The 20,966-nt window shown below is 64.6% G+C and carries 19 protein-coding genes; 16 read left to right on the forward strand and 3 right to left on the reverse strand.

The features are described 5' to 3' along the window. Nucleotides 1–112 precede the first annotated feature (112 nt). From KI242_RS07285 to KI242_RS07350, 14 genes are all read left to right on the forward strand, one after another. Nucleotides 113–922: a class II aldolase/adducin family protein gene (locus KI242_RS07285; RefSeq protein WP_015634468.1), complete on the forward strand. Its 810-nt coding sequence runs from the start codon at nucleotides 113–115 to the stop codon at nucleotides 920–922. A gap of 12 nt (nucleotides 923–934) precedes the next feature. After that, entirely contained in the window at nucleotides 935–1,897 is a 963-nt protein-coding gene (locus KI242_RS07290) for an ABC transporter substrate-binding protein (RefSeq protein WP_011059724.1), read from the forward strand. 124 nt (nucleotides 1,898–2,021) lie between these two features. After that, nucleotides 2,022–3,233, forward strand: coding sequence for a dipeptidase (locus KI242_RS07295; RefSeq protein WP_212806019.1), 1,212 nt, complete (start codon nucleotides 2,022–2,024; stop codon nucleotides 3,231–3,233). 266 nt (nucleotides 3,234–3,499) lie between these two features. Continuing rightward, entirely contained in the window at nucleotides 3,500–5,077 is a 1,578-nt protein-coding gene (locus KI242_RS07300) for an FAD-dependent oxidoreductase (protein WP_077933474.1), read from the forward strand. Nucleotides 5,078–5,165: 88 nt separating this feature from the next. Beyond that, nucleotides 5,166–5,663: a RidA family protein gene (locus KI242_RS07305; RefSeq protein WP_015634471.1), complete on the forward strand. Its 498-nt coding sequence runs from the start codon at nucleotides 5,166–5,168 to the stop codon at nucleotides 5,661–5,663. A 25-nt stretch (nucleotides 5,664–5,688) separates the two neighbouring features. Next, on the forward strand, nucleotides 5,689–8,157 hold the full coding sequence (locus tag KI242_RS07310) for a TonB-dependent receptor (RefSeq protein ID WP_015634472.1): 2,469 nt from the start codon (nucleotides 5,689–5,691) through the stop codon (nucleotides 8,155–8,157). A 328-nt stretch (nucleotides 8,158–8,485) separates the two neighbouring features. Next, nucleotides 8,486–9,388, forward strand: coding sequence for an aliphatic sulfonate ABC transporter substrate-binding protein (locus KI242_RS07315; RefSeq protein ID WP_225368869.1), 903 nt, complete (start codon nucleotides 8,486–8,488; stop codon nucleotides 9,386–9,388). A gap of 292 nt (nucleotides 9,389–9,680) precedes the next feature. After that, nucleotides 9,681–10,457, forward strand: a complete 777-nt coding sequence (locus KI242_RS07320) for a 2OG-Fe(II) oxygenase (protein ID WP_011059730.1) — start codon at nucleotides 9,681–9,683, stop codon at nucleotides 10,455–10,457. A gap of 4 nt (nucleotides 10,458–10,461) precedes the next feature. Further along, a complete protein-coding gene (locus KI242_RS07325) occupies nucleotides 10,462–11,211 on the forward strand; it encodes a tRNA-dependent cyclodipeptide synthase (protein ID WP_011059731.1) in 750 nt (249 codons plus the stop codon). A 131-nt stretch (nucleotides 11,212–11,342) separates the two neighbouring features. After that, nucleotides 11,343–12,770: an MFS transporter gene (locus KI242_RS07330; RefSeq protein WP_026020181.1), complete on the forward strand. Its 1,428-nt coding sequence runs from the start codon at nucleotides 11,343–11,345 to the stop codon at nucleotides 12,768–12,770. A 13-nt stretch (nucleotides 12,771–12,783) separates the two neighbouring features. After that, nucleotides 12,784–14,115 (forward strand): LLM class flavin-dependent oxidoreductase, encoded by a 1,332-nt coding sequence (locus KI242_RS07335; RefSeq protein ID WP_019094811.1) that lies wholly within the window; start codon nucleotides 12,784–12,786, stop codon nucleotides 14,113–14,115. 62 nt (nucleotides 14,116–14,177) lie between these two features. Then, on the forward strand, nucleotides 14,178–14,516 hold the full coding sequence (locus KI242_RS07340) for a YegP family protein (protein ID WP_212806021.1): 339 nt from the start codon (nucleotides 14,178–14,180) through the stop codon (nucleotides 14,514–14,516). A 272-nt stretch (nucleotides 14,517–14,788) separates the two neighbouring features. Then, complete coding sequence (locus KI242_RS07345) at nucleotides 14,789–15,433, forward strand: hypothetical protein (protein WP_053156731.1); 645 nt, start codon at nucleotides 14,789–14,791, stop codon at nucleotides 15,431–15,433. After that, entirely contained in the window at nucleotides 15,433–15,966 is a 534-nt protein-coding gene (locus tag KI242_RS07350; protein ID WP_041116411.1) for a hypothetical protein, read from the forward strand. Before KI242_RS07345 ends, KI242_RS07350 begins: the two co-directional genes overlap by 1 nt. A gap of 69 nt (nucleotides 15,967–16,035) precedes the next feature. On the opposite strand, the gene KI242_RS07355 is transcribed toward KI242_RS07350, so the two are convergent. Both KI242_RS07355 and KI242_RS07360 read right to left on the reverse strand, forming a co-directional pair. Continuing rightward, nucleotides 16,036–16,923: a dihydrodipicolinate synthase family protein gene (locus KI242_RS07355; RefSeq protein ID WP_011059737.1), complete on the reverse strand. Its 888-nt coding sequence runs from the start codon at nucleotides 16,921–16,923 to the stop codon at nucleotides 16,036–16,038. Nucleotides 16,924–16,954: 31 nt separating this feature from the next. Then, complete coding sequence (locus KI242_RS07360; protein WP_011059738.1) at nucleotides 16,955–17,737, reverse strand: aldolase; 783 nt, start codon at nucleotides 17,735–17,737, stop codon at nucleotides 16,955–16,957. A 161-nt stretch (nucleotides 17,738–17,898) separates the two neighbouring features. Here KI242_RS07360 and KI242_RS07365 point away from each other — a divergent pair, with 161 nt between their 5' ends. Then, nucleotides 17,899–18,441: an XRE family transcriptional regulator gene (locus KI242_RS07365; RefSeq protein ID WP_015634479.1), complete on the forward strand. Its 543-nt coding sequence runs from the start codon at nucleotides 17,899–17,901 to the stop codon at nucleotides 18,439–18,441. 109 nt (nucleotides 18,442–18,550) lie between these two features. On the opposite strand, the gene KI242_RS07370 is transcribed toward KI242_RS07365, so the two are convergent. Continuing rightward, complete coding sequence (locus KI242_RS07370; protein WP_041774553.1) at nucleotides 18,551–19,570, reverse strand: DUF4917 family protein; 1,020 nt, start codon at nucleotides 19,568–19,570, stop codon at nucleotides 18,551–18,553. A gap of 158 nt (nucleotides 19,571–19,728) precedes the next feature. On the opposite strand from KI242_RS07370, the gene yiaY reads away from it, so the two are divergent. Further along, nucleotides 19,729–20,877 (forward strand): L-threonine dehydrogenase, encoded by a 1,149-nt coding sequence (yiaY, locus tag KI242_RS07375; RefSeq protein ID WP_212806022.1) that lies wholly within the window; start codon nucleotides 19,729–19,731, stop codon nucleotides 20,875–20,877. Nucleotides 20,878–20,966 lie beyond the last annotated feature (89 nt).

Consider the following 20,966-nt stretch of genomic DNA (forward strand, 5'->3'; position numbering starts at 1 on the left):
GGCAGCGCACGGCCCGAAGGGGCGCCGGGGTTCTCAAGGCCGCTGAAGGTTCGGCGGGCGGTCGCCAAGCAAGGCCCAGCGGGCCTTTTCGACAATTTCAAGGAGAGCGGATATGACCGCACATTTTCGCCCCGCGGTGTATGACTTGCCCCGCGATGGCCATACGGTTTTTCGCTGGGAGCATCCGCCCCAGCAGGCCACCGTCGAGCTGGAGCGCCTGCAGCGCAAGCAGAGCCTGGCCGCGGCGTTCCGGGTGTTCGCCCGGCTGGGGTTCGACATGGGCGGCGCCGGGCATATCACGGTGCGTGACCCGGGGCGCCCGGACCATTTCTGGGTCAACCCGGTGGGGGTGTATTTCGGCCATGTACGGGTCCGCGACCTGTTGCTGGTCAACCCCGAAGGGGCAGTGATCGAAGGCGAGGGCGCGTTGAACCTGGCGGCGTTCGCCATCCATGCGGCGCTGCATGAAGCCCATCCCGAGGTGGTCGCCGCGGCCCATGCCCATTCGCTGTACGGCAAGGCCTGGTCGAGCCTGGGGCGCTTGCTCGATCCGCTGACCCAGGACGCCTGCGCTTTCTATGAAAGGCACGGGCTGTTCGACAACTTTTCCGGGGTGGTGCTGGAGGCCAGCGAGGGCGCGCGGATCGCCGCCGCACTGGCGGGGCGCAAGGCGCTGATCCTGCAGAACCACGGCCTGCTCACCGTGGGTGAAACCGTCGAGGCGGCGGTGTGGCGCTTCATCGCCATGGACAACGCCGCCCAGACTCAACTGCTGGCGGAAGCTGCCGGCACCCCGCGGCCCATTCCCCATGAGGTGGCGCGCCACACCGCACGCCAGGTCGGCACCGAGTTTGGCGGCTGGTTCAGTTTCCAGCCTTACCGCGAGCGGATCGTGCGCGAAGAACCGGACTTTCTCGATTAAGGACCATTGCCCATGCAGCGTCGTCATTTTCTCCAACTCTCGGCCCTGGCCGGTCTGGCCGCCGCCTTGCCGCGCCTGGGCCTGGGAGCCTCCGTGGACCTGTCCGGGGTCACCCTGAACGTCGCCACCTACAAGGGGGCGGCGCCGAGCTTCTTTGCCGAGGCGGGCATCGAGCCGCCGCCCTACAAGGTCAAGTACGCTGAGTTCACCGGCGGCAACCTGAGCTTCGAGGCCCTGGTCAGCGGCACCCTGGACATCTCGCCGATGAGCGAGATCCCGCCGATCTTCGGGATCAAGAACCACGCCCCGGTGAAGCTGATCGCGGTGCTCACCGGCGACGTCAACAACCAGGCCTTCATCGTGCCCAAGGGCTCTGCAGTGCAGTCGGTGGCCGAGCTCAAGGGCAAGCGCATCGGTTATATTCGCTCCACCAGTTCCCATTACTTTCTGCTCAAGGCGCTGAAGGAGCAGGGCCTGGGTTTTGCCGATATCGTGCCCATGGCGTTGACTGCGCAGGACGGTTTCGCCGCGTTCCAGAACGGTGCCCTGGATGCCTGGGTCAGCTTCGGCTACTTCATCCAGCTGGCGGAACTGCGGGCCGGGGCCCGGGTATTGAAGACCGGCCAGGGCTACCTGTCCGGCAACTACGTGATCGCCGCCAACCAGCAGAGCATCGCCGACCCGGCCAAGCACGCGGCGATCACCGACTACATCCTGCGCGAGTACCGCTCCTGGCAGTGGATTGCCAGCCACCCCGAGGAATGGGCGACCAGGAGCGCGCAGATTCTCGGCATGCCCCGGGAAGTGTTCCTTGCCCAGTATCGGGCCCAGAGCGGCCCGCGCCTGCTGCAACCGGTGGACGACGCAGCGGTGAAATCCCAGCAGGACGTGGCCGACCTGTTCTTCGAGGCCGGCGTACTGCCCCAGCAACTGGATGTATCCGGCCTGTGGGACCGCAGCTTCCACTGGACCTGAGCCTGTAGCCGCCGGCTTGCCGGCGAAGAGGCCCTCAAGCCTTGCGCTGGCCAGGATGACGCTTTCGCTGGCAAGCCAGCTCTTGCGATCCGGGGGGAAATTCTTTCATTGACCAGGAGGCCGCATGTTTACCCGAACCTTGCTGTGCCTGGCGCTGGCCAGCCCTTGGGCCTTGGCCGACAGCCCCGCCCAAGCCCTGCACCAGCGCCTGATCGTGCTCGACAGCCACCTCGATACCCCCATGCAACTGGCCCGCCCCGGTTGGGACATCACCCAGCGCCATCGCTACCAGGACGACCTGTCCCAGGTCGATCTGCCACGGATGAAAGAGGGCGGCCTGGACGGCGGTTTCTGGGCCATTTTCACCCCCCAGGGGCCGCTCACCGCCGAAGACCGGACCCTGGCCAGCGAACATGGGCTGGCGGTGCTGGCGCGGATCCGCGACCTGCTGGGCGCCCACCCCGATGATTTCGCCCTGGCCCTGACGGCTGGCGATGTACCGGCCATTGTCGCCCGTGGCCAGCGTGTGGTTTTCATCAGCATGGAAAACGCCCAGCCCCTGGCCGCCGATCCGGCACGCTTGCACACCTATTACCGCCAGGGCCTGCGCATGCTCGGCCTGGTGCACTCGGCCAACAACGATTTCGCCGACTCGGCCACCGCCCTGCCGCAGTGGCGCGGCCTGAGCCCGGCGGGCCGGGAGCTGGTGGCCGAGGCCAATCGCCTGGGGATACTGCTGGATGTCTCCCATGCCTCGGACCAGGTGTTCGACCAGGTCCTGGCGCTGTCGAGGGCGCCGATCATTGCCTCCCATTCCAGCAGCCGTGCAATCACCGCCCATCCACGCAACCTGGATGACCGGCGCCTGCGGCAACTGGCTGCCAGGGGCGGTGTGGTGCAGGTCAACAGCTTTCCCAGCGACCTGATCAACCTTGCGCCCAATCCCGAGCGGGACAAGGCCCTGGGGCCGTTGTACCGCGAGTTCCGTCTGGCGGCGAGCATGAGCCCGGAACAGGTGGCGGACCTGGCCGAACGCATTCGCCAGGTCGAAGCCCGCTACCCGCAGCCCAGGGCCAGCCTGGACGATTACCTGCGCCACCTGCTGCACATCCTGGAAGTGGTCGGCCCGGATCATGTGGGCATCGGCGCCGACTGGGACGGCGGTGGCGGGGTACAGGGGCTCGAAGATGTCGCGCAACTGCCACGGATTACCCAGCGCCTGTTGGCGGCGGGCTACAGCGAAGCGGACCTGGCGAAGATCTGGGGCGGCAACTTGTTGCGCGTTCTCGACGCCGCCCAGGCCGTAGGAGCCGGCTTGCCGGCGAAGGGGCGCTGATGCCGGCGCGAGCCGTGGGGCTTCTTCGCTGGCAAGCCGGTTCCTGGCGGGGCGAGTATGGCCAGGCACGGCCAGGCGCAGGGCTATGCGCGGAGCGCAGAATCTTTTGGCTTGAATATGAAACAAAGTAATATTTGCATATGCTTAAAATGTATTTCTCTTATTAAATGAGCGCCCCTAGGATGGCTTCACATAGACCCAAGTGACTGCATAAGTCGCCGATCTATAACCGAACGCACTATCCATCCGCAGCAGGGAGCGCTTGCATGCCACTGACCAGAAGACAATTGATCGCCCGTATTGCCGCTGTCGGCGGGGTCCAGGCGGCGAGCGCGGTCATGGGCCTGTTCGGCGCCAGCGCAACGGCCGAAGCGTTCGAGGAAAACTACGCGGCGCTGCCCACGGCGGCACTGGGCAAGGGCGCCAGCGTGGTGGTGATCGGCGCCGGGATCGGTGGCCTGGTCAGCGCCTACGAGTTGAGCAAGGCCGGGTTCAAGGTGACCTTGCTGGAAGCCCGGGACCGGGTCGGCGGGCGCAACTGGACGGTGCGTGGTGGCGATCGGGTGGAGTACAGCGACGGCAGCACCCAGGTCGCGCAATTCGGGGAGGGGTTCTACCTCAATGCCGGGGCCGGCCGCCTGCCCAGCCACCATCAGTTGATGCTCGGCTACTGCCGCGAGTTGGGGGTGGAGCTGGAGGTGCTGGTCAATACCAGCCGCAACGCCCTGGTGCGTCCGGACCTTGACCAGCCGGCGTTGCAGATCCGCCAGGCGGTCAATGACAGCCGCGGGCATTTTTCCGAGCTGCTGGCCAAGGCCGTCAATCGCCATGCCCTGGATCAGGAGCTGACACCAGCCGATCGCAGCAACCTGCTGAGTTTCCTGAAAACCTGGGGTGATCTTTCCGACAAGCTGGAGTACCTGGGTTCGGCCCGCTCCGGCTACAAGGTCTGGCCCGGCGCCGGCGACCAGTTGGCGCAGAAGAATGATCCGCTGCCGTTGCAGACCCTGCTCAACCCGGCGCTGACCACGGCGTTGATGATCGACGAATACCCGGAGTTCTCGCCCACCATGTTCCAGCCGGTGGGGGGCATGGACCGCATTCCCCAGGCCTTTGCCCGGCGCCTGAAAGGCCAGTTGCGGCTGCACAGCGAGGTGCGCTCCATCAGCAACCAGGCCGACAGCGCCGAAGTGGTCTATCTGGACCGGCGCACCGGCCGCACCCACAGCCTCAAGGCCGACTACGTGATCAGCAGCCTGCCCCTGCCGCTGCTGGCCAAGGTGCAGAACAACTTCAGCGCCCCGGTGCGCCAGGCCATCGGCGCGGTGCAGTTCGGCTACGCCAACAAGGTGGCCTGGCAGTCGCGGCGCTTCTGGGAAAGCCAGTACCAGATCTACGGCGGGCTGTCGTTCATCAACCAGGAAGCCTCCGGGCTGTGGTACCCCAGCGGCGGTTTCAACCAGGCCGAAGGGGTGCTGGTGGCGGCCTATAACAACGGCGAAACCGCCCGACGGTTCGGGGAGAAAACCCTGGCCCAGCAGATCGAGATTTCCCGTCAGGCGGTGGAGCTCCTGCACCCCGGGCACAGCCAGGAACTGCGCAATCCGCTGGTGATTGCCTGGAGCAAGATCCCCTACAACTTCGGCCCCTGGATCAGCCATGAAGTGGCCGAGCCGGACTACGGCCTGCTCAACCAGCCCCAGGGCCGGGTCTACCTCACCAGCGACGGCCTGGCCCACAGCGGCGTGGGCATCTGGCAGGAAGCCGCCGCCGGCGCGGCGCGGCGGGTGGTGCGGCAACTTTTCCAACGGGCGCAAGGCTCGTCGCTACAGCAAACGGCCTGAAAAAGCCGAGCATTCACACAACAGCGGTAACCCATGCCGGGTAGCGGACCTCCGAGGCTGGCACACACAACCTTGGGAGCGTCTTTGCATGTCTTTGAAAAACACCGTCGTAGGGCTGGGGCTGTTGTTCGCCGCCAGCAGCAGTTGGGCCGCGGGAATCCAGCGCGTGCCGTCCAGCTACCCCAATTCGCCGATCCTGCAATCGGTGACCCTGCCCGCCAACAGCGAGGTGACCTACCTCTCCGGGCTGCTGCCGGACCCGGTGGATCCCAAGGCGTCCAAGGAGCAGATCCACGCCGAGGGCAACACCGAGGCCCAGGCCCGGGTGGTGCTGCGCAAGGTGGAGACGATCCTCGCCAGCCAGGGCCTGACCCTGGGGGACGTGGTGCAACTGCGCATCTACCTGGTAGGGGACCCGGCCCTGGGCGGCAAGCTGGATTTCGACGGCCTGCAAGTGGCCTTCCGCGAGTTCTTCGGCACCCAGAAGCAGCCGCTCAAGCCCGCCCGGACCACGGTGCAAGTGGCGGGGCTGGTGCTGCCCGGCGCCTTGATCGAAGTCGAAACCGTTGCCGCCCGAGCGCGCTGAACCGCCTGTCAAAGGATCTGAAGTCATGAGTATTTCCTTGCATAAAATCCTCTTCGGCGCGGCCCCCCTGAGCCTTGGCCTGCTGGGCCTGGCGCTGCCCGCCGAACTGCTGGCGGCCGACGAAACCCTGGGCACGGTGGTGGTCACCGGGGTGCGCGGCAGCCAGCAACGCACGGTGACCGACAGCCCGGCGCCGATCGATGTGATCGACAGCGAGCAGTTGCGCAGCATCGGCCAGAACGGCCTGAAAGAGATGCTCGGGCGCCTGCTGCCGTCGTTCAACGTACCGACCATCAACGGCGGCGGCACGGCGTTCCTGGTGCGCGGGGTGAGCATGCGCGGCCTGGGCGGCGACCAGGTGCTGGTGCTGATCAATGGCAAGCGCCGGCACAACTCGGCGCTGATCAACAACGGCGCACGGGTCGGCAACGCCTCGGTGCCGGTGGACCTGGACCTGATTCCCACCGCCGCCATCGAGCGCATCGAAGTGCTGCGCGACGGCGCGGCGGCGCAGTACGGCTCCGACGCCATCGCCGGGGTGATCAACATCATCCTCAAGCGCAATGCCGAAGGCCTGACCTCCGACACCACCCTGGGCCAGTACTACGACGGCGACGGCACCACCGGCCACGAAGCCTTCAACTGGGGCAACAAACTGGGAGAGAACGGCGGCTTCATCAACCTGTCCTGGGACGCCAAGCTGCAGGAACCCTACGAGCGCTCCAGTGCCGCCAGCGGCCAGCTGTACTTCAAGCAGGCCGACGGCTCGCCGGACCCCCGGGAAAGCAATCGCCAGGGCTGGGGCACCGAGTACGGCCTGGGCCGCGATCGCACCACCAGCCTGGCCTACAACGCCGAGCTGCCTCTGGAGGACGACCTCAAGCTGTACTCGTTCTCGACCCTGAGCTACCGCAACAGCAACAAGGACCTGGGGCACCGCAAGCCCACCGACATCACCAGCCTGGCGGGCATTCCCAATGCGCCTTACCCCAACGGCGGCCAGGCGCGGCGGGAAATCCACGAGACCGATTTCCAGGTCGCCGGTGGTGCCAAGGGCCTGCTCGGTGGCTGGGACTGGGACCTGTCGAGCACCTACGGCAAGGATCGCGGCGTGCTCGACACGGCCAACAACCTGAACATTTCCAATGGCCCCTACAGCCAGCACGACTTCCACCTGGGCAACCTGGTGTTCGACCAGTGGACCAACAACCTGGACTTCTCCCGGGCCCTGGACATCGGCTGGAGCAGCCCGCTGGAAACCTCCTTCGGCGTGGAATACCGCTGGGAGAAATATGCGCTGGAGGAGGGCGAGGCCAACTCCTACAACCAGGGCAGCTATGTCCCCAACACCGGGCCTTTCGCCGGTGTGGTGCCGGACCCGGGGTTGTTCTCGGTCAACGGCACGACCCCGGAAGATGCCTACAGCCTCAAGCGCCACAGTGAGGCGGCCTATATCGACCTGGGCCTGAACATCACCCCCAACTGGTACGTCGGCGCGGCGGCGCGCTACGAGAAGTACAACCTAGGGGTAGGCGACACCACCAGCGGCAAGCTCACCACCCGTTACGAGTTCCTCCCCGGGTACGCGGTGCGGGCTGCGGTGAGCAACGGCTTCCGTGCACCGTCCCTGGCCCAGAGCGTCTTTTCCACCACCAGCACGGTCACCGAATTCGGCGCCGGTGGCACCACCACCTCGGTGCGTACCAAGCAGATGCGCCCCAACTCGCCGGAAGCGGTGGCCCTGGGCGCCAAGGACCTGGAGCCGGAAACCTCGCGCAACTACAGCCTGGGGTTCACCGCCGAGCCCACCGATCGGCTGCGCCTGACGGCCGACTTCTACCTGATCGACATCGACAAGCGCATTCTCCAGACCGGCATCCTCAAGGGCCCGGCGGTGTCGCAGATCCTGGTGGAGAACGGCCTCTCGCCGAACCTCGCCGGGCAGTACTACACCAACGCTGCCGACACCCGGACCAAGGGCGTGGACCTGGTGGCGGACTACCGCCAGTCCTTCGGCGAGTACGGCACGGCGAAATGGAGCGTCGCCTACAACCACAACAAAACCACCATCCGCGATCTGGCGGACACCCCGGCGGCCCTGTCGCGCCTGGGGGCGGGGTATGTGCTGTTCGACCGCCAGCAGCAGATCGACCTGACTAAATCCACGCCCAAGGACAAGTGGATCCTCTCCGGCAACTACAAGGTCGGCGACTGGACCACCAATCTGCAGTTGACCCGCTTTGGCGAGTACACCGAAGGCTCGAACATCCCGAGCAACGATCGCACCTACAGCGCCAAGTGGATCACCGACCTGGACGTGGCCTACGACGTGACCCAGAACCTCACCGTGGCCGTGGGCGCCAACAACCTGTTCGACGTATACCCGGACAAGATCGGCCTCAAGGCCTGGGCGGGAACCTATGAATACGGAATGTTCTCGCCCTATGGCCTGGGCGGCGGCTACTACTACAGCCGCGTCAGCCTGGCGTTCTGAGCATGACCACGATCACTCTCGCAGGAGCTGGCTTGCCAGCGAAGGCGGCGGCATGACCGGCGCAGGGTTCAAGGGCCATTCGCCAGCAAGCCGGCTCCTACAGCCGTGGCGTCCTGCCGGTCGTTTACCTGGTGGGAGCTGGCTTGCCAGCGAAGGCGGCGGCATGACCGGCGCAGGGTTCAAGGGCCATTCGCCGGCAAGCCGGCTCCTACACCCGTGGCGTCCTGCAGGTCGTTTACCTGGTGGGAGCTGGCTTGCCAGCGAAGGCGGCATGAAGGGCGCAGGGGGCAGGGGCGGTTCGCCGGCAGGCCGGCTCCTGCAAGGGCTGGTGTTGTGTTTGTGGCTGGGTAGTGCACTGGCGCAGCCGGCGCTGCGGGTGTCCAGCCAGAAGCAGTCGCTGAAGATTCTGCTGCAGGCGGCAGGCGAGCTGGAGCAGGTGCCGTACCCCATCGAGTTCGCCTCCTTCGCTGCCGCGGCCCCCACCGCCGAGGCCCTGGCCGCCGGGGCGGTGGATATCGGCAGCCTGGGGGATGCGCCCTTTGTGTTTGCCGCCGCGGCCGGGGCGCCGCTCAAGACCGTGGGGGTGATCAAGCTCAAGGTCACGCCGACCGCGGTGGCGATCGTGGTCAAGGAGGATTCGCCGCTGAAGCAGGCCGCCGACCTCAAGGGCCGGCGCATCACCACCACCCGGGGCTCCATCGGCCATTTCCTGGCCCTGGCCGCCCTGCGGTCGGTGGGCCTGCACGGCGCGGATGCGCAGTTCATCTTTCTCCAGCCGGCCGAATCCCGCAGCCTGCTGAGCAACGGCCAGGCCGATGCCTGGTCGACCTGGGACCCCTATACCAGCATGGTGCAGATGGAGGGCGGCAGCCGGGTGCTGGTCAGTGGCGAAGGGCTGTTCGCCGGGCACATGCTGCTGGTGGCCAACGACCAGGCGATTCGCGACAAGCCGCAGCAGATCGCCGACTTCCTGCAGCGCCTGGATCGTGCCTATGCCTGGGCCAACCAGCACCAGAGCGAGTTTTCAAAGATCCAGGCCGGCTACAGCGGTTTGCCGGTGGAGGTGCATGAGCGTTCCAATCGCTACTCGGTGCCCCGGCGTATCGCCGTAGGCCCGGCCGTGGTGGAGGACGTGCAGCACACCGCCGATCTCTACCGCGAGGAGGGCATTATTCAGAAGACTTTCGATGCCGCAGCTTACATGGATGCTCAATTCAATGAAGTTGAATGAGTGTGTGGCAGTTTTATTAATTGATCTCGGGAGGTTTTAAATAAATAAAGAGCAATAATGTCCTTCGCTTAATTTAACTATCAGCAAATTTCATAATCTTCTCGCAGCACTTTCAAAGTGCCTGTGGTGGCCGCTATTTGCCTGATTTTCGATACATTTTTAAGTTTGGATATTAGAGATAAAGGATATTTCACAAGGCCATCGCAACTGCCTAAGGTGGCCCTGAAACAAATTATTACGTTCTACCGATGTTGTTCTTCGTCGCTACTTCCAGGGAATTAAGGGAGCTTGCATGTTCACAGTCACTACGGCCGACAAACTTGAAGCGCGGCATATCCTCGATGTTGTGGAAAAACGCTCTTACGGCGTCCAGCTCAAAGGTTTCTGCCCACCGGATACCTTGCAGGTGGCGCGGGATCATCTGTATCAGCAGGAACTGCGCAGTGCCTTCAGCCAGCAGCAGGAATTCGTCCGGGTCGGCAAGGCCTATATCGAGATCCAGGATGAGCAGAGCCGGGCCGAATACCACGCCCTGGCCCTGCCCAACATTCGCAAGATCCGCAATCTGTTCCGGCCACTGGCCTCGCCCATCGACGAACTGCGCCTGCTGCTGGACGAAGTCTGGCCGCAGGGCGCGCACCTGTTGCAGGTGGACGGGCAGAAGTGTTTCGTCGGCATTGCCCGCTTCCAGGGTTCGGGGGTCGATCTCACGCCCCACACCGACAAGCTTGAACGTAATGCCCCCGAGGGCCACAGCCCGCAGTTGCTGACCCAGCTGTCCACCAACATCTACCTGGAGATCCCCGAGGATGGCGGCGAGCTGGAGATCTGGGGCATCGAGCCGGACGAGCAGGAGTACAACCGCCTCAAGGGCGAACGGGCCTACGGCATCGAACGCCACCTGCTGCCGCCGCCGGATTTCGTGGTCAAGCCCGAGCCCGGCGACCTGATCCTCCTCAACCCGCGGCTGATCCACGCCGTGCGCCCTTCGGCCAGCAGCACCCGGGTCACCCTCGGGGTCTTTATCGGTTACTACGGCGAACACCAGCCTTTGGCCTACTGGAGCTGAACTCATGAGCAAGGTGCAGGAAATCAACCTCAAGGCCTACTTCAACAAGGGCGGCGAGGAGCACGAATTCGACGGCAAGCGCGTGGTACTGGCGGTCAGCGTCGGCCAGGAATATCACGAGGACCAGAAGCTGCGGTCCACCATTCACTTGATCAACCAGTCCGGTTTCAGCCACGTCAAGGTGGTGGTGGCCGATACCCTGCAACGCCACAACAAGCACGGCAAGTCCCCCGGGGAGGCGCTGTCGGCGGCGATCCGCGATGGCGATGCCTGGCTGGCGCGCAACCAGAGCATCCTCGACGGCCTGCGGGTGCCGTACCACATCACCCGCTGGAACCAGGAACTGGCCAGCGACCGCTATGCCGAGCTGCGCCAGCAACTGAACCAGGTCTACCAGCAGCGCGAGGAACTGCGCGACGCCATCGACAGCACCATCGGCGTATTCACCGAGCGCCTGCGCCTGCGTGACGAACACGCGGACATCGAGCGGGCGGCGGCCCAGTGCCGGGAGTACATCCTGGAAGAGATCCCGATCATCCTGCCGCTGTGGGCCGACGAGGGTTACCACTACGTGCTCTACCCGCAGCAGATGACCACGGCCATGGCCACCAGCCGCGAGTTGCTGATCGAACCCCACAGCCCGGACCGGGTGCGCTGGCTGCCCCTGAAGTTCAAGAAGCGGGGGATCCCGATTCCCTTCACCTTGCCCGGCGCCATTCACCCCAACTGGACCAGCGGCGCCATCGCCATCTGATCCGCCGCGATCAATGTAGGCGCTGGCTTGCCAGCGAAAGCGCCCCTGCCGGCGATGCCGGACTCAAGGGGCTGTTCGCCGGCAAGCGGGCTCCTACAGAGCGTTTTTTTTATGACTGACAAGGAGTTTCCATGAGCGTTTTTGCGCAACAGCAACGCAAATGGTGGGCATTGCTCGGTGTGAGCATCGCCAGTTTTCTCGGCTGTGTGGATTTCACCATCGTCAACACCGCGTTACCGGCCCTGCAGGCCGACCTCGGGGCCTCGGTGGACGCCCTGCAATGGGTGATCAACGGCTTCATCCTGGCCCTGTCGAGCTTCATGGTGCTGGTGGGGCGCCTGGCCGACCTGCACGGGCGCAAGCGGGTGCTGTTCATCGGCCTGACGGTGTTCGGCCTGGCCTCCCTGGCGGCCGGGCTGGCGGGGCAGATCGATACCCTGATCGGCGCGCGGGTGGCCCAGGGGCTGGCATGCGCGGTGCTCTATACCGCCTCGGGGGCGATTGTCTCCAGCACCTTCGAGACCGCCGAGCAGGGTCGGGCCTTCGGGGTGCTGTTCGGGGTCAATGGAGTGGGGCTGGCGGTCGGCCCGGTGTTGGGCGGGCTGATAACCAGTGCCTTCGGCTGGCAGTGGATCTTTCTCATCAACGTGCCCTTCGTACTGCTGAGCCTGGGCATTTGCAGCTTCAGCGTGAAGGAGTCGCGTTCGGCCGAGACCGGGGCGCGCCTGGATGGTTGGGGCGCGCTGCTGTTGCTGATCGGCCTGCCGAGCCTGGTGCTGGTGATCGTCCAGGGCGGCAGCTGGGGCTGGGGCTCACCCCTGACCCTGGCCCTGGTGGCGCTGGCGGTGCTGGCCCTGGGCGCATTCCTGGCGGTGGAGCGGCGGGTGGCCGCGCCGATCATCGACCTCAAGCTGTTCGCCAACCGGCGTTTCGTTGCCGGGGTGGCGGCCAGTTTCGGCCTGGCGCTGTTCTACTGCGTGGCGTTTTTCGTCATGCCGCTGTACCTGGCGCAGATCCGCGGCGAAACGGTGCAGGCCAGCGGCCTGCTGTTGCTGCCCACCACCCTGGGGGTGGCGCTGCTGTCACCGCTGGTGGGGCGCCTGGTGGATCGCAAGGGGCCGGCGCTGCTGATCAAGACCGGGCTGCTGCTGTTCGTGCTGTCGGCGCTGTTGCAGGCCGGTTTCGATGGCCAGACTTCGCTGCCTTATCTGCTGGGCGCCTTTGTCGTCATGGGCCTGGGGTGGGCCAGCATTCTCGGGCCGTCCACGGTGCTGGGGATTTCCTCGGTGCCCCAGGAAGTGGGCTCGGTGGCCATGGGCTCGCTGATGACCTTGCACAACGTCGGTGGCGGTGTCGGGCTGGCGGTGGGGGTGGGGCTGTTCCATCACTTTTCCGCCACGCCGCTGGACGATGCCCAGGGCGCCTTTCTCAATGGTTACCGCGCGGTGATGGGCTTTCTGGCGGTGGTCACGCTGCTGGTCTGGGCCTCGGTGAGCCTGCTCTTGCGCACGGCCCCGGCGCCGGTGCCGACGGCCGAGGAGGGCACCAGCCGTGGCTGAGCGCGGCGGGCAGATGGGGCTGGGGGCCTTTCTCTCCGGCTCCGGCGCCCATGGCGGCAGTTGGCGCCATCCCCAGGCGGATGCCGATGCTTCGTTGAATTTCCAGCGCTACCGGCACTACGCGCAAACCCTGGAGCGGGGCTGTTTCGACGCCCTGTTTCTCAACGACAACGTGGCGGTGGGGGACCTGGACCCGCGGGTACTGGCCCGCAGTTCCTACAGCCTGCGCTGGGACCCGCTGACCCTGCTGCCGGCCCTGGCGGTGGTGACCCGGCATATCGGCCTGATCGCCACCGCCAGCACCTCCTACAACGAGCCCTACAACCTGGCGCGCAAGTTCGCCTCCCTGGACCACCTGAGTGAGGGCCGGGCTGGCTGGAACCTGGTAACCGGGCTGGTCGGCGGCGAGAACTTCAACCACCCCGAACCCCTGAGCCACGCCGAGCGGTACGCCCGGGCCGAGGAGTTCTTCAGTGTGGCCAGCGGGCTGTGGGACAGCTGGGCCGACGACGCCTTTCCCCGGGACAAGGCCAGCGGCCAGTGGCTGCGCCCGGAGCGCATGCACCTGTTGCAGCACCGGGGGCGGCACTTCCAGGTACAGGGGCCGTTGAATGCACCGCGGCCATTGCAGGGCTGGCCGGTGATCGCCCAGGCCGGGTCGTCCGGGCCGGGCTGTGAGCTGGCGGCGCGCTGCGCCGAGCTGGTGTTCACCGCCCAGACCGACCTGCAGCAGGCCAAGGCTTTCTATCGCGAACTCAAGGAACGGCTTCCCGCTTACGGGCGACATGCCGGGCAGTTGAAAATCTTCCCCGGCATCGCCCCCACGGTGGGCCGCACCCTCAACGAAGCCGAGGAGAAGTACCAGCAATTGCAGGAACTGCAGGACCCCCAGGCACAGCTCAAGGCCCTGTCCTACCTGCTGGACCTGGGTATCGACCTGTCGCATCTGCCCCTGCATGCGCAGGTGCCGTTGCTGGACGACGCCGCCCCCACCGAGCGGCATAAAAGCCGCCGGCACCTGGTGCAGGAACTGATCCGCCGTGAGCGGCCGAGCCTGGCGCAACTGCTGCGCAGCCTGTCGGCCAGCGGGCACAAGGTACTGGTGGGCACGCCGGGGCAGATCGTCGATGAGCTGGCTACCTGGTACCAGGAATACGCCGCCGACGGCTTCAATGTGCTGTTCACCCATCTGCCGGGGGCCATCGACGATTTCGTGCAACTGATCACCCCCGAGCTGCAGCGCCGGGGTTTGTTTCGCCAGCGCTACACCGGCCACAGCCTGCGCGAACACCTGGGGCTGGCGCGGGTGGAAAACCGTTTCTTCAGCCACCGGGGCAATGGCTGAATGGCTGAAAGAGTCTTTACTCTCAAGGCGCAACGCCCATCGATCAACCCAGGAGCTACAGCATGTCCGGATGGTATGAGTTGAAGAAAAGCAGCAACGGCCAGTTTCGCTTCGTGCTCAAGGCGGCCAATGCCGAGGTCATTCTCAGCAGCGAGCAGTACACCACCCGCGCCGCAGCCGAGAACGGCATCGCCTTGGTGCAGGCCAACAGTCCCCTGGAAGAGCGCTACGAGCGCAAGAGCGCCAAGGATGGCAAACCCTATTTCAACCTCAAGGCGGCCAACCACCAGATCATCGGCAACAGTGAAACCTATTCCTCGGAAGCGGCCCGGGAAAAGGGCATCGCCAGCGTCAAGGCCAACGGCCCCAGCCACAACATCAAGGACCTGACGTCCGTTTAGGCCCGGCTCCACACACCCTCGACAGCACAAGGCCCGAACCCAAGCAGCGTTCGGGCTTTGTGCTGCCAGCGGGTTTTCACAAGCACCTGGCATTTGCCTGGAGGCCGGGCGAGGGCAGCGTATTGTGATCTGGCAGGCCGCCAGCCGATTGGCGACGGAGTTATGGCGCAATGCCATCATTTGCCTTATCCTCCGCGCCCGTCACCGGGCGCTCGGCAGGCCTGGCACTCTGGTTGACGTTATCAATCATTGTCCAAGGGATCTGCGACCTCATGATTCGCCCTCTCGTATTACTCGCCGCGCTGCTGGCGTTGAGCGGTTGCTACAGCCTGTCTTCCACGAAAGTTGCCGAGAGCATGCGCCCCGACTCGCAGTCGGGGGTGGCCTATGTGGTGGGGGTGGTCGGCATCTGGCCGAAGGCGGTGCACACCGCCAACGAACAAATGCTGCTGATTCGCCCGCGCGGCGGTGACGGGTTCGCCTCGGCGCGCTTGTACAACCAGATCTACGGCCGCACGCCACGGGATGTGCGCGAGACCTGGCACGGCATCGGCAGCCTGTTCGTGATGCCGCTCAAACCCGGGCGCTACGAGATCTACAACCTGCATTTCGACCGCGGCAACGCCACCGCCTGGAGCCGCGAAGACTTCTCCATCCCGTTGGAACTGGAAGCCGGCAAGGCTTATTACCTGGGTGATTTTCGCGCCGGCTGCCTGTCGGCGTCGGGGGCCAAGTGCGTGTTTCTGCACAGCGACCACCTGGAGCGCGACGCCGCCCTGGTGCGCGCCAAATACCCGCAGGTGCCGGACCTGCAACGGGTCGATCTGGAGAAGATGGAGGAGGTCACGTCGTTGATCGTCAGGGAGCAGGGGCCCAAGGCGTCGATGCTCAAGGCCATGCTGTCGGGGGATCTCTAATGCGTAATCAATTGTGGTTTTTGATGGTGCTGATGCTGGGGCTTGGCGGTTGCCAGACCAGCCACAGTCTCAAGCCGGCCGAGGTGGATTATCAGCAGCGGCTACCGGCGATCAGCGTCAGTGTGATGGGGGCCATCCCTGCCGGCCTGATCCGTGACGAACTGCGTCGTCGCGGCACCTTCGAGCAGGTGCAGCCGGGGTTCAGTGCCGATGGCTACAACGTGATCGTGATGGCCAACAGTGATTACTTTGGCTGGCAGAACATTCCCATGGGGCTGCTCAGTGCCATGACCTTGTTTATCGTACCGGGCCGGACCACTTGGGACAGCCAGGTGATGTTCCATGTCAGCCGCGGTGACCAGGAGGTGGCCAAGTATCGGGTCAGCAACCAGACCCGCTCCTGGCGTGGGTGGGCCAACACTGATGGCGGCCAATACCAGCATGTGCGGCGCATCACCGACGACTTCATTGCGCAGATGCTGCAGGACCCGCAGTTCAAGGCCCAGGCCCCGGTGGCGCTGGACAGTCACTGAGCCACGCTTGGACGCGGCCCATGCCAAAGCCCGAACGGTGTCAGCCGTCCGGGCTTTTTTTTCAGGAAATCAACCCAGGCTCTGCAGCAGCGTCTGCAACTGTTGGCGACCGCTCTCGTTCAGCGCGAATACCGGCTTGCGCGGCTCGCCGGTGGGCAGCCCGGCGAGTTCCAGCCCGGCCTTGACCGTGGCCGGCAAACCGCCCTTGAGGATGAAGTCCAGCAGCGGCAACTGGCGGTAGAACAGCGCCCGGGCGCGGGCCAGGTCGTTGCTCAGCACGGCCTGATAGAGGTCGAGATTGAGCTGCGGGATCAGGTTCGCCGCCGCTGTGCACCAGCCACTGGCACCGGCAGCGAAAGCTTCCAGGGCCAGCGGGTTGCAGCCGTTGTAGAACGGCACCTGGCCTTCGCCCAGCAGTTGCAGCTTGTGCATGCGCTGGATGTCGCCGGTGCTTTCCTTGACCAGGGTGACGTTTTCCACGGCGTGGAAGATCTTCAGGATCAGTTCCACCGACATGTCGGTGCCGCTGGTGGCCGGGTTGTTGTAGAGCATGATCGGCACGCCGATGCTGGCGCCGATGGCCTGGTAGTGAGCGAGGATCTCGGCTTCGCTGAGCTTCCAGTAGGAGGCGGGCAGCACCATCACCACGTCGGCGCCCTTGGCTTCGGCAAAACGCGCGCGGCGGATGGCCTTGGCAGTGGTCAGGTCGGAGACGCTGACGATGGTCGGCACGCGCTTGGCCACGTGGCGGATGCTGAACTCGCTGACCTGGTCCCATTCGGCGTCGCTCAGGTAGGCGCCTTCGCCGGTGCTGCCCAGGGGGGCGATGGCGTGGACGCCCGCGTCGATCATGCGGTCGATGGAACGCCCGAGGGCGTCCAGGTCCAGGCCTTCGCCGTTGGGGCCGAAGGGGGTGACGGTGTAGCCGATGATGCCGTGGATCTGGGTAGTAGGCATGGTGCAACTCCTGCAAGGCATAAGGGGTGGATCAGTTCAGGCAGTCGGCGTGTTTTTTCAGGTTTTGCCGAGCGTAGTAGTTGAAGGCGGCGCTGTGGCGCTTGGGCTTGGAAATCCAGTCGTGGGCTTCGCGGCCCAGCTCCGGGAGGATCGGCTTGATGGTGCCGGCGGCCATGGCCAGCAGTTGCAGCTTGGCCGCACGCTCGATCAGTTGAGCGATCACGCAGGCTTCCTCGATGCTCGCGCCGGTGGACAGCTGGCCGTGGTGGGAAAGCAGGATCGCGCGCTTGTCGCCCAGGGCGGCGGAGATGATTTCGCCTTCTTCGTTGCCCACCGGCACCCCCGGCCAGGCTTCGAGAAAGGCGCAGTCCTCGTACAGTGGGCAGAGGTCCATGTGCGACACCGCAAGCGGCACTTCGATCATCGACAGCGCGGCGACGTGGGTCGGGTGGGTGTGGATGATGCAGTTCACGTCTGGCCGGGCGCGGTACACCCAGCTGTGGAAGCGGTTGGCCGGGTTGGGCATGCCGTGGCCTTCGAGGACCTCCAGGTCTTCGTTGACCAGCAGCAGGTTGCTGGCGCTGATTTCATCGAAGCCCAGGCCCAGTTGCTGGGTGTAGTAGGTGCCGGGTTGCGGGCCGCGGGCGGTGATCTGCCCGGCGAGGCCCGAGTCGTGGCCGTTCTCGAACAGAATGCGGCAGGTCAGGGCCAGCTTTTGTCGGTCGGTCCACGTATTATCCGCCAGGGTATTTTGCATCTGGGTCAGGGCTTGCTTGACCAGTTGGTCTTTGGGCAATGCTAATGTCTTGGCCATGTCGAAGGTCCTTTGAGAAGTGCAATGGACGTCGGATCTGCGCTTCACCTGCTGCTTGCGACGGCGCTGGGTGAATCGCGATGACACTTAAGAGGCTATATGACACTTTGTGTCATTGGCAAGCGCCAATCGTTGTTTTCTAGATGGATTAACCGCTCTACATGTCTATCCGTTTGAAATTACTTAGAAAAAAACTGGGCGTGACCCTGGAAGCCCTGGCCGAGAAATCCGGGATGACCAAGAGCTATCTGTCGAAAGTCGAGCGCGGGCTGAACACGCCGTCGATCGCTGCCGCGTTGAAGCTGGCCAAGGCGCTGAACGTCAAGGTCGAGGAACTGTTCGCCGAGGACAGCATCAGCCTCGACAGCTACAGCCTGGTGCGCAGCGACCAGCGCCAGTCACTGGCGGCCAATGGGCAGGTCCCGGGTTATGCGGTGCTGGCCCATCAGGTCAGCGAGCGCAACCTGCTGCCGTTCATCATCTACCCGGCCCGGGAATTCAGTGACAAGACCTTCAAGGAACACCTGGGGGAGGAGTTCCTGTTCGTCCACGAAGGCCAGGTGGAAGTGGATTTCATGAACGAGCGGGTGATTCTCAACCGTGGCGATGCATTGCACTTCAATGCGCAGAAACCCCACCGCATCCGTTCCGTGGGGGACGAGCAGGCGCAGTTGCTGGTGGTGGTGCACAGCAGCGAGGACTGAAGGCGTTCAGCGCCGCCAGGAGCCGGCTGGTTGGCGAATGAGCACCAAGACATGCATCGCCCCGGCGGACATCTTCGCTGGCAAGCCAGCTCCTACAGGGCGGGAGTGCTCAGCGCTCCACGGGCACCGACAGGGCCGGGTTGCCCAGGGCGTGGGTCTTGGAGTCGAAGAAACGCAGACTCAGGTCCAGGCCTTCGAACAGCTTGGCGTAGTGGCGTTTCTGGTGCTGGATGAACGCGGCGCTGCGCGGGTAGATGGAGATCGCCAGGGTCTGGGTCGCCGACTGGCGGATCGCCTGGACCAGGTGGCTGTCCTGGGGCCCCAGGTTGTGGCCGAAGATGCACAGCGCGCCGCTGTGATCCAGCAACTGCTGGTAGCAGAACGACAGGTAATCCGAGCTGCGGATGGTCTTGAGCTTGTCCGCCAGCGGCCCCTCGCTGACGAACAGCGGCACGTCGTCCAGGGTCTTGAGGGTGTTGTTGATGGCGAAGCTGCCCAGCAGGGTGCCTTCGGTGGAGGTCAGCTTGCGCGCGCTGCCGTCCAGGTTGCGCACCAGGTGCAGGCCGCCATGCAGGTAGAGAATGCGGGTTGGGGCGCTAGGGGCGCTGCCCAGTTCGAAGGCCGGATCGGCACCGTGGAACAGGTCGTCGATGCCTTGGCTGTCCTGTTGCACGGCCCAGTAGTTGAGCAGGTCATAGTTGCTGGTGAACACCGTGGGATAGCGCCGCAGTTCCTGGTTGATCGCCACCAGGCTCTGCTCCTGGACCAGGCGCCAGGGAATGTGCACCGCGTGCACGGTGTTGATCAGCGCTTCCTTGATGGCGTAGTAGCGATTGCGCGGCGCCGCCGAGCTGACTGCCAGGGCCTTGTTGACTCGGCTGGTGGTTTTCAGGGCGCCCAGTACCTGCTCGAAACTGCGGGTCTGCAGGGCCTCGAATACGCTGAGCTCGGACTGGCTGAGGGGTTTTTCTTCCACTGTGCGAGCGTTTTCGAACAGTGAGTCGTAGGCAAAGTCTTCCCACACGGCACGGCTGGCGCCGTTGCCGATCAGCAGGCCACTGAACGGTGTGCTGGCACCCAGGGCGTTCCAGTCTTCAAGTTCGGCATCAAATTCCTGGAAATCCATCATCGCGGTCATCGGTCTCAAGGCTGGAGGTATTTCGGCTGGCGACTTTATCACGACCGACCCTTGAGCCAGATCAACAACGCCGGTGACCGATCGGTCGATCCTGTTTGGCAAACATTGCATCGACACCGTGAAATCGGCATTCGCCGGGAGATCTTCTGATGAGCAGCACCTTTTTCATTCCAGCCGTGAACATCATGGGCATCGGCTGTCTCGACGAGGCCATGAGCGCCATCCGCAACTATGGATTTCGCAAGGCGCTGATCGTCACTGACACGGGCCTGGCCAAGGCTGGCGTGGCCAGCATGGTGGCCGAGAAGCTGGCCATGCAGGACATCGATTCGGTGATCTTCGACGGTGCCAAGCCCAACCCCAGCATTGCCAACGTCGAGCAGGGCCTGGCGCAATTGCAGCAGGCACAGTGCGATTTCGTCATCTCCCTGGGCGGCGGATCGCCCCATGACTGCGCCAAGGGCATTGCCCTGTGTGCCACCAATGGCGGGCAGATCCGCGATTACGAAGGCGTCGACCAGTCGACCAAGCCGCAACTGCCCTTGATTGCCATCAACACCACCGCCGGCACTGCCAGCGAAATGACCCGTTTCTGCATCATCACCGACGAATCGCGCCACGTGAAAATGGCCATCGTCGACCGCAACGTCACGCCGTTGCTGTCGGTGAACGATCCGGCACTGATGGTGGCGATGCCCAAGGGCCTGACCGCCGCCACCGGCATGGATGCCCTGACCCACGCGGTGGAAGCCTATGTGTCCACCGCGGCCAACCCCATTACCGACGCCTGCGCCCTGAAGGCCGTGGAAATGATCAGCGCCAACCTGCGCCAGGCGGTGCACGACGGCAACGATCTGCTGGCACGGGAGAACATGGCCTATGCGCAGTTCCTCGCCGGCATGGCATTCAACAATGCGTCCCTGGGTTTCGTGCACGCCATGGCCCACCAGCTGGGCGGCTTCTACGACCTGCCCCATGGCGTGTGCAACGCGGTGCTGTTGCCCCATGTGCAGAGCTTCAACGCCACGGTATGCGCCCAGCGCCTGACCGATGTGGCCCACGCGCTGGGAGCGGACATTCGCGGTTTCAGCCCGGAAGAGGGCGCCCAGGCGGCCATCGCGGCGATCCGCACCCTGGCCCGTGATGTGGAGATTCCCGCCGGTTTGCGCGAGTTGGGCGCCAAGTTGCAGGACATTCCGCTATTGGCGGCCAATGCCCTCAAGGATGCCTGCGGCCTGACCAACCCGCGTCCGGCGGATCAGCGGCAGATCGAGGAGATTTTCCGCAACGCGTTCTGAGGGACGGGACCCTTCGCTGGCAAGCCAGCGAAGGGTTCATCCGCGCGCCCGGCACCACAGACTCCCGAGCAACTGCTCCCGGCGTTGAA

Source organism: Pseudomonas sp. Eqa60 (assembly GCF_018326405.1).
In the GTDB taxonomy this organism is placed as follows: Bacteria; Pseudomonadota; Gammaproteobacteria; order Pseudomonadales; family Pseudomonadaceae; genus Aquipseudomonas; species Aquipseudomonas protegens.

Excerpts from the sequence above, each read along its gene's own strand:
- KI242_RS07360 (WP_011059738.1), bottom strand. The coding sequence starts at position 17,737 with ATGGCCAAGACATTAGCATTGCCCAAAGACCAACTGGTCAAGCAAGCC.
- KI242_RS07340 (WP_212806021.1), top strand. The coding sequence starts at position 14,178 with ATGTCCGGATGGTATGAGTTGAAGAAAAGCAGCAACGGCCAGTTTCGC.
- KI242_RS07320 (WP_011059730.1), top strand. The coding sequence starts at position 9,681 with ATGTTCACAGTCACTACGGCCGACAAACTTGAAGCGCGGCATATCCTC.
- KI242_RS07285 (WP_015634468.1), top strand. The coding sequence starts at position 113 with ATGACCGCACATTTTCGCCCCGCGGTGTATGACTTGCCCCGCGATGGC.
- yiaY (WP_212806022.1), top strand. The coding sequence starts at position 19,729 with ATGAGCAGCACCTTTTTCATTCCAGCCGTGAACATCATGGGCATCGGC.
- KI242_RS07365 (WP_015634479.1), top strand. The coding sequence starts at position 17,899 with ATGTCTATCCGTTTGAAATTACTTAGAAAAAAACTGGGCGTGACCCTG.
- KI242_RS07325 (WP_011059731.1), top strand. The coding sequence starts at position 10,462 with ATGAGCAAGGTGCAGGAAATCAACCTCAAGGCCTACTTCAACAAGGGC.
- KI242_RS07330 (WP_026020181.1), top strand. The coding sequence starts at position 11,343 with ATGAGCGTTTTTGCGCAACAGCAACGCAAATGGTGGGCATTGCTCGGT.
- KI242_RS07345 (WP_053156731.1), top strand. The coding sequence starts at position 14,789 with ATGATTCGCCCTCTCGTATTACTCGCCGCGCTGCTGGCGTTGAGCGGT.
- KI242_RS07305 (WP_015634471.1), top strand. The coding sequence starts at position 5,166 with ATGTCTTTGAAAAACACCGTCGTAGGGCTGGGGCTGTTGTTCGCCGCC.
- KI242_RS07310 (WP_015634472.1), top strand. The coding sequence starts at position 5,689 with ATGAGTATTTCCTTGCATAAAATCCTCTTCGGCGCGGCCCCCCTGAGC.
- KI242_RS07355 (WP_011059737.1), bottom strand. The coding sequence starts at position 16,923 with ATGCCTACTACCCAGATCCACGGCATCATCGGCTACACCGTCACCCCC.
- KI242_RS07300 (WP_077933474.1), top strand. The coding sequence starts at position 3,500 with ATGCCACTGACCAGAAGACAATTGATCGCCCGTATTGCCGCTGTCGGC.
- KI242_RS07290 (WP_011059724.1), top strand. The coding sequence starts at position 935 with ATGCAGCGTCGTCATTTTCTCCAACTCTCGGCCCTGGCCGGTCTGGCC.
- KI242_RS07335 (WP_019094811.1), top strand. The coding sequence starts at position 12,784 with ATGGGGCTGGGGGCCTTTCTCTCCGGCTCCGGCGCCCATGGCGGCAGT.
- KI242_RS07370 (WP_041774553.1), bottom strand. The coding sequence starts at position 19,570 with ATGATGGATTTCCAGGAATTTGATGCCGAACTTGAAGACTGGAACGCC.
- KI242_RS07295 (WP_212806019.1), top strand. The coding sequence starts at position 2,022 with ATGTTTACCCGAACCTTGCTGTGCCTGGCGCTGGCCAGCCCTTGGGCC.
- KI242_RS07350 (WP_041116411.1), top strand. The coding sequence starts at position 15,433 with ATGCGTAATCAATTGTGGTTTTTGATGGTGCTGATGCTGGGGCTTGGC.